Raw genomic sequence first — 13,671 nt, forward strand, 5'->3', positions numbered from 1 at the left:
CGTCCGCCAGAACATAGTGGAACTGCGAGCCGATAGTCGCGACGTGACCACCGAACATATTGACGATAGCCATCACCGCGCAGCCCAGCAGCAGCGCGGGCAGGTGGCCCGGCAGACGGATCCCCAGACGGGGCCAGACGATCAGCGTACCCAGCGTCACAATCCCGATGGCGGCGTCGCCCAGGTTGGCGCTCGGCAGCGCCATAAACAGGGCGCCTACTTTTTGCAGGTAGTGTTCCGGTACGTGGGGCATCTGCAGGCCGAGGAAATCCTTAATCTGCATGGTTCCGATGGTGATACCAATCCCCGAGGTGAACCCCAGCGTCACGGAAAGGGGGATGTACTCGATCAGCCGCCCAAAACGGGCCAGGCCAAACAGAATTAAAAAGACCCCGGACATCAGGGTGGCGACCAGCAGGCCTGCCAGACCAAACTGTTGCGAAACGGGGTAGAGGATCACCACAAAGGCGGCGGTCGGGCCGGAGACGCTGAAGCGCGAGCCGCCCGTCAGGGCAATGACTATCCCGGCAACGGCCGAGGTGTACAGACCGTACTGCGGGGCAACGCCGCTGCCAATCGCCAGCGCCATCGCCAGCGGGATGGCAATAATGCCTACGGTGATCCCGGCAATCAGGTCACGCACAAAGCGTGAGGAGGTGTACTTCTCTTTCCAGCAGGCGTCGATGAGGGCGCGAAAGGGCAGAACATGTGAGGAGGTTACGTTTTTCACAATTATCTATCATCCGTATGCGCATCATCTGTCATGTGAATGGCAGGTGAAGGAGGCATTAATCATACAAATAAAACTCAGAGACAAAAAAACCCGCCGCAGCGGGTTTTTCGGCCGTGTTCGATTAGTGTTCGAACATTGCTGAGATAGATTCTTCGTTGCTGATACGACGAATCGCTTCGGCCAGCATCCCGGACAGGGTCAGGGTACGCACGTTTGGCAGTGCCTTGATCTCGTCGCTCAGTGGGATGGTATCGCATACCACAACTTCGTCAATAACGGAGTTGCGCAGGTTGTTTACGGCATTGCCGGAGAAGATCGGGTGGGTCGCGTAGGCGAATACGCGCTTAGCACCACGCTCTTTCAGCGCTTCAGCCGCTTTACACAGCGTACCGCCGGTATCGATCATGTCGTCGACCAGCACGCAGTCGCGGCCAGCCACGTCACCGATGATGTGCATCACCTGAGAAACGTTAGCGCGCGGACGACGTTTGTCGATGATCGCCATGTCGGTATCGTTCAGCAGCTTAGCGATAGCACGGGCACGTACCACGCCGCCGATATCCGGAGAAACCACGATTGGGTTATCCAGGTTCAGCTGCAGCATGTCTTCCAGCAGAATTGGGCTGCCGAATACGTTATCAACCGGGACGTCGAAGAAGCCCTGGATCTGCTCTGCGTGCAGGTCAACGGTCAGTACGCGGTCAACGCCGACGCTGGACAGGAAGTCAGCGACAACTTTAGCGGTAATTGGCACACGCGCGGAACGGACGCGACGGTCCTGGCGGGCATAACCGAAGTAAGGGATTACAGCAGTGATACGGCCTGCGGAAGCGCGACGCAGGGCGTCGACCATAACAACCAGTTCCATCAGGTTGTCGTTCGTTGGAGCACAGGTGGACTGGATGATGAAAATATCACCACCGCGTACATTTTCGTTGATTTGTACGCTGACTTCGCCGTCGCTAAAGCGACCTACGGCGGCGTCGCCGAGGGAAGTGTACAGGCGGTTGGCAATACGTTGTGCTAGTTCCGGGGTGGCGTTACCAGCAAAAAGCTTCATATCAGGCACGAGAAGAACCTCAGGCATGCGTCCAGTGGTGGATAGCGTTCGCCGTAAACTGTGCGGGCCAGGCAAAGGCTATCCAGGCGGTGTATTAAAGAGCGCGATGCAACGTCTGGAACAGGGTGACGTTGTCACCGAAACTCAGTCTGCGCCAGAATGGCCTGCTGTAGGGGGGAAATGTTCATCCCACGCGCTACAAAACCATGCAGCCAAACCGGCGCTTGCTCAAGCACCTGACGAGCGGCGGATTCGGTGTCAAATTCAGCAAAGACACAGGCCCCTGTACCAGTCAGGCGCGACGGCGCGTATTCTAACAGCCAGGAAAGCACCGCATCAACCTCGCGAAAACGTTTTCTTGCGATATCCTCGCAATCGTTGCTGAATTCACAATTTAATAACGTTTCTATTGACCGAACCGGGGTATTCCTTTTCAGGTCAGGATCTTTAAAGATGACCGGAGTCGGAATGCTCACGCCAGGGTGAGCAACCAGATACCATTTCTCCGGCGGTTCAGCCGGGGAGAGGATCTCACCCACGCCCTCGGCAAAGGCCGCATGACCGCGAACAAACACCGGGACATCCGCCCCCAGCGTCAAGCCCAGGGCTGCCAGTTCGTCCTTCGACAGCCCGCAGCCCCAGAGGTGGTTCAGCGCAACCAGCACGGTCGCGGCGTTAGATGAGCCGCCGCCCAGACCGCCGCCCATCGGCAGACGTTTCTCAATACGAATATCCGCACCGCTTCCCGCAGGCAGGCGGCCCGATTCCTCTGCGGCTTTCATCAGCAGACGCGCGGCGCGCACGATCAGGTTGTCCTCATGCGCCACGCCATCGACCGGCGTCAGAAGGCAAATCTGCCCGTCCTGGCGCAGTTCAATGGAGATCGTGTCGCCATAGTCAATAAACTGAAACAGCGTCTGCAGGGTGTGATAACCGTCAGCGCGCTGGCCGGTGATGTATAAGAACAGGTTCAGCTTTGCCGGAGAGGGCCATTGGGTCATCATTTAACGATCCAGTTGTCCATTTTCAGCTTGATACGCTGGCTGCCCTGGGTCAGCTCCATATTCGATGGCAGCGACGGTTTACTCTTACTGTCATAGGCGCTGTACACCACTTTCCAGGTTTTGCCATTTTGGGTGTAGTTCACCTGGCTCAGACGATACTGATCGTCCAGGGTGTAGTCGGTGGCGTCACCCGGCAGGCCGAGGATCCACTGGCGCAGGCTGTTGAGCGGGATAGGCATCCCGGTCAGCTTGCCAATCATCTCTTCGGCATCGGTCGCGGTGTAGTGCTGGCCTTTGTTATCGGTGATCTGCGCTTCACCCGGTTTCGCGATAAGCTCCAGCTCGGTGCTGCCCAGCGGGTTCAGCAGCAGCAGGCGATAGTGGTCCTGACCCGTCTGCTGCCAGAAGAAGCGGGCATAAACTTTTTGTTCGTCAGAGAGATAAGCGAAAGCGCCGCGGGTCTGATACTGGTTCAAATTACGGACGTCCTGCTGGTGCTGACGCCACTGCGGTGAATCAGGGCTTTTGCCCGGGCCTTTTGGCTGGGTGACGGTACACGCGGTCAGAACCAGTGCTGCCAGCGGCAGCAGGCGAATCAGTCGGGTCATAATGAGGACAAATCCTTGAGATACGTTGCAGTTATAACTGTTAATGCTAGCGTCGAAGGGGGCTACCGTCTACGTTCAAATTATCTCAAAGCGTTGTATCTACCCTAAATAATTCAAGCTGCATGAAGGCGGCAAGAGAGTGAATCCCCATGAGCATAGATAACTATGTGATTGGGGTGAACGAGCGCAGCCAACGCGCATGCAGATTGAAGTATGACGGGTATAAGCTATTACTCCGAAAGGGGGCTGTCTCTTTTATTGATCTCGCGCATCCTGTATGATGCGTTCTGCTAACCTTATTAACGCTGGTACTACTCCCGCTCAACATGACCCTATTAGCACTCGGCATCAACCACAAAACAGCCCCGGTTTCGCTGCGAGAACGCGTAACGTTTTCGCCAGATACGCTCGACCTTGCGCTGGACAGCCTGCTTGCACAGCCGATGGTGCAGGGTGGCGTGGTGCTCTCGACGTGCAACCGTACCGAGCTCTATTTAAGCGTGGAAGAGCAGGACAACCTGCATGAAGCGCTTATCCGCTGGCTATGCGATTACCACAATCTCAACGAAGACGAACTGCGAAATAGTCTGTACTGGCATCAGGACAACGATGCGGTCAGCCATCTGATGCGCGTCGCCAGCGGGCTGGATTCGCTGGTGCTCGGCGAACCGCAGATCCTGGGGCAGGTGAAAAAAGCGTTTGCGGATTCGCAAAAAGGGCATCTGAAGGCCAGCGAGCTGGAGCGCATGTTCCAGAAGTCGTTCTCCGTGGCGAAGCGTGTGCGAACCGAAACCGACATTGGTGCCAGTGCGGTTTCCGTTGCTTTCGCGGCCTGCACCCTTGCGCGCCAAATCTTTGAATCCCTCTCCACCGTCACCGTGATGCTGGTGGGCGCGGGCGAAACCATCGAACTTGTGGCGCGCCATCTGCGCGAGCATAAAGTGAAAAAGATGATTATCGCTAACCGCACCCGCGAACGCGCGCAGGTGCTGGCGGATGAAGTGGGCGCAGAGGTGGTTGCCCTGAGCGACATCGATGAACGTCTGAAAGAGGCGGACATTATTATCAGCTCGACCGCCAGCCCGCTGCCGATTATCGGAAAAGGGATGGTGGAGCGTGCGCTGAAGTCCCGTCGTAATCAGCCGATGCTGCTGGTGGATATTGCCGTCCCGCGCGATGTTGAGCCGGAAGTGGGCAAGCTGCCTAACGCCTACCTCTACAGCGTGGATGACCTGCAAAGCATCATTTCGCACAACCTCGCCCAGCGTAAAGCGGCGGCGGTGCAGGCGGAAACCATTGTTGAGCAGGAAACCAGTGAGTTTATGGCCTGGCTGCGCGCGCAAAGCGTCAGCGAGACCATCCGCGAGTATCGCGGACAGGCGGAGCAGGTGCGGGATGACCTGACAGCCAAAGCGTTAGCGGCCCTGGAGCAGGGCGGCGACGCACATGCAATTATGCAGGATCTGGCGTGGAAACTGACCAACCGCCTGATCCATGCGCCAACCAAATCTCTTCAGCAGGCTGCCCGTGACGGGGATGATGAACGCCTGACTATTCTGCGCAACAGCCTCGGGCTGGAATAGCGCCCTATACCCATTTTCTAAGACAAGGTGCACTTACGCCTATGAAGCCTTCTATCGTCGCTAAACTGGAAGCTCTGCACGAGCGCCATGAAGAAGTCCAGGCGCTGCTCGGCGATGCCGGGACCATTGCGGACCAGGAGCGTTTTCGCGCGCTCTCACGTGAATACGCGCAGTTAAGTGATGTTTCTAAATGCTTTACCGACTGGCGACAGGTTCAGGAAGATATCGAAACCGCGCAGATGATGCTCGACGATCCTGAAATGCGCGACATGGCGCAGGAAGAGTTGCAGGATGCGAAAGCGCGTTCTGAAGAGATGGAGCAGCAGCTTCAGGTGCTTCTGCTGCCAAAAGATCCGGACGACGAGCGTAACGCGTTCGTGGAAGTCCGCGCCGGGACCGGCGGTGACGAAGCGGCACTGTTTGCCGGGGATCTGTTCCGCATGTACAGCCGCTACGCCGAGTCGCGTCGCTGGCGCGTGGAGATCATGAGCGCCAACGAAGGCGAACATGGTGGCTACAAAGAGGTTATCGCCAAGATTAGCGGCGACGGCGTGTACGGTCGTCTCAAGTTTGAATCCGGCGGTCACCGCGTGCAGCGCGTACCGGCCACCGAATCCCAGGGCCGTATTCACACCTCCGCCTGTACGGTGGCGGTGATGCCGGAGCTGCCGGAAGCGGAACTGCCGGACATCAATCCGGCGGACCTGCGTATTGATACTTTCCGCTCCTCTGGCGCGGGTGGTCAGCACGTTAACACCACCGACTCCGCCATCCGTATTACCCACCTGCCAACCGGCATTGTCGTCGAATGTCAGGACGAGCGTTCACAGCACAAAAACAAAGCCAAAGCGCTGTCCGTGCTGGGCGCGCGTATCCACGCGGCCGAAATGGCGAAACGCCAGCAGGCGGAAGCGTCTACGCGTCGTAACCTGCTGGGGAGCGGCGATCGCAGCGACCGTAACCGCACCTACAACTTCCCGCAGGGCCGTGTAACCGACCACCGCATCAACCTGACGCTATACCGTCTGGACGAGGTGATGGAAGGGAAGCTGGACATGCTGATTGAGCCTATCGTGCAGGAATACCAGGCCGACCAGCTGGCGGCGCTGTCCGAGCAGGAATAATGGATTTTCAGCGCTGGTTACGTGAGGCGGCAGGTGAGCTTTCCGAAAGCGAAAGCCCGAAACGCGATGCCGAAATTTTGCTTGAGCATGTGACGGGTAAAGCCCGCACGTATCTGCTGGCTTTTGGCGAAACCGAACTGACCGCGGAGCAGGAAGCGCAGCTCGCCGCGCTGCTTGCCCGTCGTAAAACCGGCGAGCCGGTGGCGCATCTGGTCGGTGAACGTGAGTTCTGGTCGTTACCCCTGTTCGTCTCGGCGGCGACGCTGATCCCGCGTCCGGACACCGAATGTCTGGTGGAGCAGGCGCTGGCGCGTTTACCGGCGGCGGCCTGCAGTATTCTCGATCTCGGGACGGGAACAGGTGCTATCGCGCTGGCGCTCGCCACCGAGCGGCCCGACTGTACGGTGACGGCGGTGGATGTCATGCCCGACGCGGTGGCGCTGGCGCAGCGTAACGTGGAACGTCTCGGGGTCCGCAACGTGACGGTGCTGCAAAGCAGCTGGTTTTCCGCGCTGGAGAATCGCACATTTGCGATGATTGTCAGCAATCCTCCTTACATCGATGAACATGACCCGCACCTTGCGCAGGGAGATGTTCGCTTCGAACCGCTGACGGCGCTCGTGGCCGCCAACGCGGGATTAGCCGATCTTGATCACATTGTGACAACGTCACGGGAACATTTACTTCCCGGCGGCTGGCTGCTCGTGGAGCATGGCTGGACGCAGGGAGAAGCCGTGCGGGCACTGTTTATGCAAGCAGATTATGACGCTGTCGAAACCTGCCGCGACTACGGCGGCAACGAACGCCTGACGCTGGGGCGGTGGTCTTGAGTTCCGGCTATCTGCCATTTACTGATAAAGGCGTAAGGCTGACTGAAAGGCAGTTTGGCGTTATCATCTACATCGTTTTGAGTTTTATCGCGCCTGAGCGTCATTGTTCGCTCAGGCGTTACTGGGGTAAGTCATGAGGTCCTTAGCCGATTTCGAATTTAATAAAGTGCCGCTTTGCGATGGCATGATCCTGATTTCAGAGATGATTCGCGACGATTTTACGTCGCAGTTTGTCTATGATGAGCTGGAGAATCTGGTCAGCCTGGCGCGTGAAGAGATTAATCAGGCTCGCCCGCAAGACTGGCAACTAGAGAAGCTGCTGGAGCTTTTCTACGGCGAATGGGGTTTCTGCGACACGCGGGGCGTGTATCGCCTGTCTGACGCATTATGGCTGGACCAGGTCTTAAAAAATCGTCAGGGCAGCGCCGTGGCGCTGGGGTCTATTTTACTATGGGTCGCACAGCGTCTGGATATTCCGCTGGTCCCGGTCATTTTCCCGACGCAGATGATCCTGCGTGCAGAGTGGCTGGACGGCGAAATGTGGCTCATTAATCCCTTCAACGGCGACACGCTGGATGAACATACGCTGGACGTGTGGCTGAAAGGCAATATCAGCCCGGTGGCCGAACTCTTCAACGAAGATCTCGACGAGGCGGACAACGCAGAGGTCATTCGCAAGCTGCTGGATACGCTGAAGTCTGCATTAATGGAAGAGCGTCAGATGGAGCTGGCCCTGCGCGCCAGCGAAGTGCTGCTGCAGTTCAACCCGGAAGACCCGTACGAAATTCGCGATCGCGGGCTGATCTATGCCCAGCTCGACTGTGAGCACGTGGCGCTGAATGATTTGAATTATTTCGTCGAGCAGTGTCCGGAAGATCCTATTAGCGAAATGATTCGTGCGCAGATCAACGCGATCTCGCACAAGCAAATTACACTGCATTAATCTTAATTCCGATTCACACCTGAATAAGGCGATCCTATGAAACAAAAAGTGGTTAGCATTGGTGATATCAAGGTAGCAAACGACCTGCCGTTCGTCCTGTTTGGCGGCATGAACGTGCTGGAATCCCGCGACCTCGCCATGCGTATCTGCGAACACTACGTGACCGTGACCCAGAAGCTGGGCATCCCGTACGTGTTTAAAGCCTCTTTTGACAAAGCCAACCGCTCCTCCATCAACTCTTACCGTGGCCCGGGCCTGGAAGAGGGGATGAAGATTTTCCAGGAGCTGAAGCAGACCTTTGGCGTGAAAGTGATCACCGACGTGCATGAAGCCTCTCAGGCGCAGCCGGTGGCAGACGTGGTTGACGTGATTCAGCTCCCGGCATTCCTGGCTCGCCAGACTGACCTGGTGGCGGCGATGGCGAAAACCGGTGCCGTGATTAACGTGAAAAAACCGCAGTTCGTCAGCCCGGGCCAGATGGGTAACATCGTTGATAAGTTTATCGAAGGCGGTAACGATCAGGTGATCCTGTGTGACCGTGGCGCTAACTTCGGTTACGACAACCTGGTTGTCGACATGCTGGGCTTCAGCGTGATGAAGAACGTCTCTAACCAGTCTCCAGTGATTTTCGACGTGACCCACGCGCTGCAGTGCCGCGACCCGTTTGGCGCCGCGTCCGGTGGCCGTCGTGCTCAGGTGACCGAGCTGGCGCGTGCCGGTATGGCAACCGGTCTGGCAGGTCTGTTTATTGAAGCGCACCCGGATCCGGATAACGCAAAATGCGACGGTCCATCCGCGCTGCCGCTGGATAAGCTGGAGCCGTTCCTGAAACAGATCAAAGCGATTGACGATCTGGTGAAGAGCTTCGACGAGCTGGATACCAGCAAATAATAAAAAACCCGCTTCGGCGGGTTTTTTTATGTTTTCTCCCTCTCCCTGTGGGAGAGGGTTGGGGTGAGGGCATCGGGCCGCACCGGATCAATCTTACGCAAAAATCGTCATTAAGTACGCAATAAACAACGCCATATGCGCCGCGCCGTTCAGCACGTTGGTGCGCCCGGTGGAGAACGAAATCTGGCACAGCAGCAACGAGGCCACCATCACAATCATTTCCGGCGCACCCAGCGCAAACTGCAGCTCGTTGCCCGTCATAAAGGCAATCAGCGTCACCACCGGCACGGTGAGTGAAATGGTCGCCAGCACGGAGCCGAAGAACAGGTTCATTGCGCGCTGCACCTGATTGTTTAAGACGGCTTTCAGCGCGCCCAGCCCTTCAGGAGACAGGATCAGCAGCGCCACCAGGAAGCCGGTAAACGCTACCGGCGCGTTCAGCTCGGTTAACAGCGTTTCCAGCGGGTTGGCGTTCATCTTGGTGACGGCAATCACCGCAATCAGATGTACGATCAGCCAAACCGTATGCCACGCGCTGCTGTGGGCCGACGGCTTACCGTGGTGCGGGTCATCGTCGTCGCTGTCGTCTTCATGCTCATACACAAACAGGCTCTGGTGCGTTTTGGTCTGAATCAGCAGGAACACGCCGTACATGGCGGCGGAAATCAGTGCGACCAGCAGTGCCTGACCGGTAGAGAAATTCGCGCCCGGCAGCGCCATCGGGAAGACCAGCACGATAATGGCCAGCGGGAAGAGGGCAATCAGATACTGTTTAATGCCGAACAGGTTCATATACTGGGTCGCGAACTTGCGCCCGCCCAGCAGCAGAGAGAAGCCCACCAGGCCGCCCGTCACAATCATAATGATAGAGTAGAGCGTGTCGCGCATCAGCGTCGGCGCGGCATCGCCAGTCGCCATGAGCGCGGAAATCAGGCTGACTTCGAGAATCACGACGGAAAGGCTGAGAATTAACGATCCGTACGGCTCGCCCAGACGGTGGGCCAGGACGTCCGCATGGCGAACGACGCTAAACGCGCTGGTTAAGATGCCGACCAGGGCAAGAATATTGATACCAACCACCACTGGCAGTGACTGACTGCTTCCCCAGAAGAGCAGCACAGCCAGTGCCAGAACCGGGAAAATGAGTGACGTCTCCTTGTGGCGGGTCTTTACCGCCTCGTGTGTTGCTGTCATGTGCTTCTCCATCAATGCAGGTGCTTGTAATTATAGATAGATTTTTGAGGTCATTAAACTAACAGATCTCTGTTAAATACCCTTTATTTTTTACTTAATTTTACCCTTTGTCATAAATTTAATACCTGACTCCTGTAATTGACGGTTTTCATATAATACTTATTAAATAACAATAAATTATATTTGGTTTTAATCCATAAATTAAGGCCGGGTGGCACGCTGCCATATCGTCGTCCACACTTATCTCTTTAAGCAAAAGAGAGGTGAGTGATGCCATATAAAACGAAACGCGAATTACCCGACAACGTGCAAAACGTCCTGCCCGCTCACGCGCAGGATATCTACAAAGAGGCGTTTAACAGCGCCTGGGATCAATACAAAGATAAGGACGATCGCCGGGATGATGCCAGCCGTGAAGAGACGGCACACAAAGTCGCCTGGTCCGCCGTAAAACATGAATATGAAAAAGGAGGCGACGATAAATGGCATAAAAAGAAATAGCCGTGAAATAATTCGCTGCCTTCATTTTGACTTTTCAGGCGGTTGAACTGCCGTTGTATTGCAACTGGTCCGCTAATTGCTTATCGTTATTTAACTGCTGGCAAAATGACCAGCACATAATGCCGGGAAGGCGAATTACAGATGTCGCAAGGAAGCATGCAGTGGCGGAGGTGTAAAGTGTTAACGCGTGATTTCTTAATGAAGGCAGATTGTAAGACGGCATTTGGTGCTATTGAGGAATCGCTTCTCTGGTCAGCTGAACAACGTGCGGCGTCACTTGCTGCCACGCTTGCCTGCCGCCCGGATGATGGCCCGGTATGGATTTTTGGCTACGGTTCCCTGATGTGGAATCCGGCTCTGGAATTTGTCGAATCGGCAACGGGAACGCTGCCTGGCTGGCATCGCGCATTTTGCCTGCGTCTGACGGCCGGACGCGGCAGCGCGTGCCAGCCGGGACGTATGCTTGCACTGAAAGAGGGCGGGCGCACCACGGGCGTGGCGTATCGCCTTCCTGATGCCTCGCTGGAAGAGGAGCTTACGCTGCTCTGGAAGCGTGAGATGATCACCGGCTGCTATATGCCGAGCTGGTGCAAGCTGGAGCTGGACGACGGACGCACCGTCAATGCGCTGGTGTTTATTATGGACCCGCGTCATCCGCTGTATGAAGCGGACACCCGCACGCAGGTCATAGCCCCGTTGATTGCTGCCGCCAGCGGACCGCTGGGGACCAATGCACAATATCTCTTCTCCCTGGATCAGGAGCTGGCCCGCCTCGGCATGAAAGACGATTGTCTGAATGAGCTGGTGGTAAAGGTGAAGGCTCTGCTGGAAGGGAACCCGCTCAACGGCACGCTGCGACCGGGCTTTGCCTGATGATACGCCCGGCTCGCCGGGCGTTTATTATTATGCAGCCACGTAGCTGACGGAATGCTCCAGCGACTGGCTGTGGCTGTCGATCAGCACATCCCACGTGCCGGTATACGGTACGGTAAGCCACGCTTTATCATCCTGCACGGTGAGAATATCCGCCTGGGATTGTTTATGTGCTTTCGCACTCATCAGGTGAATACGACAGCGCTCTGAGCAACGCACCACTACCGTATCCCCGCCAAACAGTTTCAAACTTGTTTTTACCAGTGCCATTTTTTTACCCCGTCGATTTTGCCCATCCCGAGCGTGATATTGTTCACAAATTACTCATTGCATAACACCAAAGCGGGGGGCGAGGGATGATGATTTTGATCAAAAAATGGCATAACGTTTAAACAAAAATGACAAAATTCCTGAAAGCATTCAGCTGGTGCGGGTTTTACCCGGTAAACCCGCGCCGGAATAAAATTAAATGCGGAAATGGCCGGCGGTTTCAGCAAGGTCCCCAGCCTGGCTCTGCAGGGCACCCGCGGCGGCGGCGGATTCCACTACCAGCTCGGCGTTCTGCTGGACCATCCTGTCGAGATGGGTCACCGCATGATTGATCTCATGAATGCCTTTCATCTGCTCGCTGGTGGCGATGGAGATTTCGCGCATGATGCCGGAGACGCTGCCGATGCTGGAGCGGATCTCGTCCATGCTTTCCCCGGCCAGATGCACGTAGCGGGAGCCGGTGGCCACGCTGTCGGTGGTGGAATCGATCAGCGATTTGATCTCTTTCGCCGCCTGGGCGCTGCGGCTTGCCAGGTTACGCACTTCGCCTGCCACCACGGCAAACCCGCGACCCTGCTCCCCGGCACGGGCCGCCTCGACGGAGGCGTTCAGCGCCAGAATGTTGGTCTGGAACGCGATGCCGTCAATCACGCTGGTGATATCGCCAATTTTAGCCGATGCGACTTCGATGGACTGCATGGTGCTGATCGCCTGGGATACCACCTCGCCGCCGCGCGCCGCGGCCGCTGAGGCCTTGCTCGCCTGGTCGTTCGCTTCTGCCGCCGACTCGTTCGATTGGGTCACGGAGGCGGTGATCTGCTCCACGGCGCTGGCCGTCTCGCGCAGGCTGGACGCCGCCTGCTCGGTACGTCCGGAGAGATCCTGGTTACCCGCCGCAATCTCCTGGGCGGCGTTTTTCACCGATTCACTGGCATCACGGAGCTGCACCATCACCACCGACAGCTTATCGCTGAAGGCGTTAAAGGCCTGCGCAATCTGCGCCACCTCGTCCTCGCCGCTGTCCGGCAGACGCTGCGACAGATCGTTAGTCCCGTTGGCAATGTTGTGCATCGCGTCGCGAATGTCGGACAGACGCTTCAGCAGGCGGGCAATCAGGAGGTGAACAATGGCCGCGCTCAGCAGTGCCAGGATCACCAGCGAAATCGCCGATGCTTTAAGCAGGGAACGCATGCCGGAGGTGGCGTCGCCGTTGTCGAGGGCGACGACTAGCAGCCAGTTTGTGCCCGGCACGGCTGTCGCCACGAAGGTTTTTTCAGCATCGTTCAGCGTGCCGTCAACCGGGTTACCGCTTTTCAGCGCAGCAAAATCGATGCCTTTGATGGTCTCAGCAAACGGTTTAAGCGTCAGAGCCGGATCGTTAGCGGCAATCACGCTGCCGTCACTGTTCAGAAGCAACCCGCTGCTGGCCGGGGTTGGATGGATCCCGCGTACGTTCGCCACCACGCTGTCCATGGCCACATCGCCCGCCACCACCGCTTTCAGTGTGCCATTCTCTTTCACCGGCACGGCGAAGGTCACCACCAGTTTACCGGTCCCCGCGTCAACGTAGGGCGCGGTGACAACCGGACCGTCCGTACTGACTACCTGCTGATACCACGGGCGAATGGTCGGGTCATAATCCGCCGGAACGCCCGCCGGTTCAGAGAATTTCGCCGTTTTGCTGGCGTAGCCGACATAAACGTTGGTGAATCCACCCGCCTGTGCAAGCTGTTTAAACACCGGAACCGGATCGTCACTCAGTGCGACGGTCTGCGCGGAGGTAATCACCGTCATCTTGCTTTTGACCCAGTCGGCAATCGCCATGTTATGGCTGGCGCTGGTGCTGGTCAGGATATCGCGCTGTGACTGCTGGTTATCCTGGCGTGTGACCTGGAAGTTAATAACGGTGTTGAGGAGAAGGGCGACGACCAGACAGCCTGCCGTCGCCGCGATGATGCGTGCACGAATCGATCTGAACATAAGTGAAATACCTGCTGTGTTGTTTCCATGCCTATCGGCAACCCAGCAGGTAAACTTGATGCTGAAACCGCGTCCAT

Annotated in this window: 14 protein-coding genes and 1 pseudogene; 8 read left to right on the forward strand and 7 right to left on the reverse strand. The window is 56.9% G+C overall.

All coding sequences use genetic code 11. The features are described from left to right. The 4 genes from DOU50_RS08715 to lolB form a co-directional block, all read right to left on the reverse strand. The coding region (locus DOU50_RS08715; protein WP_265589638.1) for a SulP family inorganic anion transporter at window positions 1–730 on the reverse strand (730 nt) is incomplete at its 3' end. 124 nt (window positions 731–854) lie between these two features. Continuing rightward, the gene (prs, locus tag DOU50_RS08720) at window positions 855–1,802 is read right to left on the reverse strand and encodes a ribose-phosphate diphosphokinase (RefSeq protein WP_003856663.1); all 948 of its coding nucleotides are present in this window, start codon (window positions 1,800–1,802) and stop codon (window positions 855–857) included. A gap of 125 nt (window positions 1,803–1,927) precedes the next feature. Continuing rightward, complete coding sequence (gene ispE, locus DOU50_RS08725; RefSeq protein ID WP_148769214.1) at window positions 1,928–2,797, reverse strand: 4-(cytidine 5'-diphospho)-2-C-methyl-D-erythritol kinase; 870 nt, start codon at window positions 2,795–2,797, stop codon at window positions 1,928–1,930. Beyond that, window positions 2,794–3,405 (reverse strand): lipoprotein insertase outer membrane protein LolB, encoded by a 612-nt coding sequence (lolB, locus tag DOU50_RS08730; protein WP_024907066.1) that lies wholly within the window; start codon window positions 3,403–3,405, stop codon window positions 2,794–2,796. The genes ispE and lolB overlap by 4 nt, the downstream gene beginning before the upstream one ends. Window positions 3,406–3,731: 326 nt before the next feature. Here lolB and hemA point away from each other — a divergent pair, with 326 nt between their 5' ends. From hemA to kdsA, 6 genes and pseudogenes are all read left to right on the forward strand, one after another. Beyond that, window positions 3,732–4,988 (forward strand): glutamyl-tRNA reductase, encoded by a 1,257-nt coding sequence (hemA, locus tag DOU50_RS08735; protein ID WP_024907067.1) that lies wholly within the window; start codon window positions 3,732–3,734, stop codon window positions 4,986–4,988. Between the two features lie 41 nt (window positions 4,989–5,029). Continuing rightward, entirely contained in the window at window positions 5,030–6,112 is a 1,083-nt protein-coding gene (prfA, locus tag DOU50_RS08740) for a peptide chain release factor 1 (RefSeq protein ID WP_148769215.1), read from the forward strand. Then, the gene (prmC, locus tag DOU50_RS08745) at window positions 6,112–6,942 is read left to right on the forward strand and encodes a peptide chain release factor N(5)-glutamine methyltransferase (protein WP_148769216.1); all 831 of its coding nucleotides are present in this window, start codon (window positions 6,112–6,114) and stop codon (window positions 6,940–6,942) included. Before prfA ends, prmC begins: the two co-directional genes overlap by 1 nt. An 8-nt stretch (window positions 6,943–6,950) precedes the next feature. Further along, a pseudogene (locus DOU50_RS23820) lies at window positions 6,951–7,034 on the forward strand (siroheme synthase); the annotation flags it as partial. 41 nt (window positions 7,035–7,075) lie between these two features. Next, entirely contained in the window at window positions 7,076–7,885 is an 810-nt protein-coding gene (gene sirB1, locus DOU50_RS08750; protein ID WP_032647631.1) for an invasion regulator SirB1, read from the forward strand. Window positions 7,886–7,921: 36 nt separating this feature from the next. Further along, window positions 7,922–8,776 (forward strand): 3-deoxy-8-phosphooctulonate synthase, encoded by an 855-nt coding sequence (gene kdsA / locus DOU50_RS08755; RefSeq protein ID WP_104950756.1) that lies wholly within the window; start codon window positions 7,922–7,924, stop codon window positions 8,774–8,776. A gap of 93 nt (window positions 8,777–8,869) precedes the next feature. Here the strand turns inward: kdsA and chaA are convergent, their stop codons facing one another. Continuing rightward, window positions 8,870–9,970: a sodium-potassium/proton antiporter ChaA gene (gene chaA, locus DOU50_RS08760; RefSeq protein WP_024907071.1), complete on the reverse strand. Its 1,101-nt coding sequence runs from the start codon at window positions 9,968–9,970 to the stop codon at window positions 8,870–8,872. A gap of 270 nt (window positions 9,971–10,240) precedes the next feature. On the opposite strand from chaA, the gene chaB reads away from it, so the two are divergent. Continuing rightward, complete coding sequence (gene chaB / locus DOU50_RS08765) at window positions 10,241–10,471, forward strand: putative cation transport regulator ChaB (protein WP_090420993.1); 231 nt, start codon at window positions 10,241–10,243, stop codon at window positions 10,469–10,471. 177 nt (window positions 10,472–10,648) lie between these two features. Then, entirely contained in the window at window positions 10,649–11,344 is a 696-nt protein-coding gene (locus DOU50_RS08770; protein WP_148769217.1) for a gamma-glutamylcyclotransferase, read from the forward strand. Window positions 11,345–11,374: 30 nt separating this feature from the next. Here the strand turns inward: DOU50_RS08770 and DOU50_RS08775 are convergent, their stop codons facing one another. Both DOU50_RS08775 and DOU50_RS08780 read right to left on the reverse strand, forming a co-directional pair. Next, window positions 11,375–11,614 carry a DUF1883 domain-containing protein gene (locus DOU50_RS08775; protein ID WP_024907074.1) on the reverse strand — a complete coding sequence of 80 codons (240 nt, stop codon included), beginning with the start codon at window positions 11,612–11,614 and terminating at the stop codon, window positions 11,375–11,377. Between the two features lie 195 nt (window positions 11,615–11,809). After that, window positions 11,810–13,594 carry a methyl-accepting chemotaxis protein gene (locus tag DOU50_RS08780; RefSeq protein WP_148769218.1) on the reverse strand — a complete coding sequence of 595 codons (1,785 nt, stop codon included), beginning with the start codon at window positions 13,592–13,594 and terminating at the stop codon, window positions 11,810–11,812. Window positions 13,595–13,671: the final 77 nt, after the last annotated feature.

Origin of the sequence: Enterobacter sp. C6 (genome assembly GCF_008122455.1) — a bacterium.
Lineage (GTDB): Bacteria > Pseudomonadota > Gammaproteobacteria > Enterobacterales > Enterobacteriaceae > Enterobacter > Enterobacter pseudoroggenkampii.

Bases quoted from the DNA above. Each gene is read 5' to 3' on its own strand.
- ispE (WP_148769214.1), bottom strand. From the start codon at position 2,797: ATGATGACCCAATGGCCCTCTCCGGCAAAGCTGAACCTGTTCTTATAC.
- lolB (WP_024907066.1), bottom strand. From the start codon at position 3,405: ATGACCCGACTGATTCGCCTGCTGCCGCTGGCAGCACTGGTTCTGACC.
- hemA (WP_024907067.1), top strand. From the start codon at position 3,732: ATGACCCTATTAGCACTCGGCATCAACCACAAAACAGCCCCGGTTTCG.
- prfA (WP_148769215.1), top strand. From the start codon at position 5,030: ATGAAGCCTTCTATCGTCGCTAAACTGGAAGCTCTGCACGAGCGCCAT.
- prmC (WP_148769216.1), top strand. From the start codon at position 6,112: ATGGATTTTCAGCGCTGGTTACGTGAGGCGGCAGGTGAGCTTTCCGAA.
- sirB1 (WP_032647631.1), top strand. From the start codon at position 7,076: ATGAGGTCCTTAGCCGATTTCGAATTTAATAAAGTGCCGCTTTGCGAT.
- kdsA (WP_104950756.1), top strand. From the start codon at position 7,922: ATGAAACAAAAAGTGGTTAGCATTGGTGATATCAAGGTAGCAAACGAC.
- chaA (WP_024907071.1), bottom strand. From the start codon at position 9,970: ATGACAGCAACACACGAGGCGGTAAAGACCCGCCACAAGGAGACGTCA.
- chaB (WP_090420993.1), top strand. From the start codon at position 10,241: ATGCCATATAAAACGAAACGCGAATTACCCGACAACGTGCAAAACGTC.
- DOU50_RS08775 (WP_024907074.1), bottom strand. From the start codon at position 11,614: ATGGCACTGGTAAAAACAAGTTTGAAACTGTTTGGCGGGGATACGGTA.
- DOU50_RS08780 (WP_148769218.1), bottom strand. From the start codon at position 13,594: ATGTTCAGATCGATTCGTGCACGCATCATCGCGGCGACGGCAGGCTGT.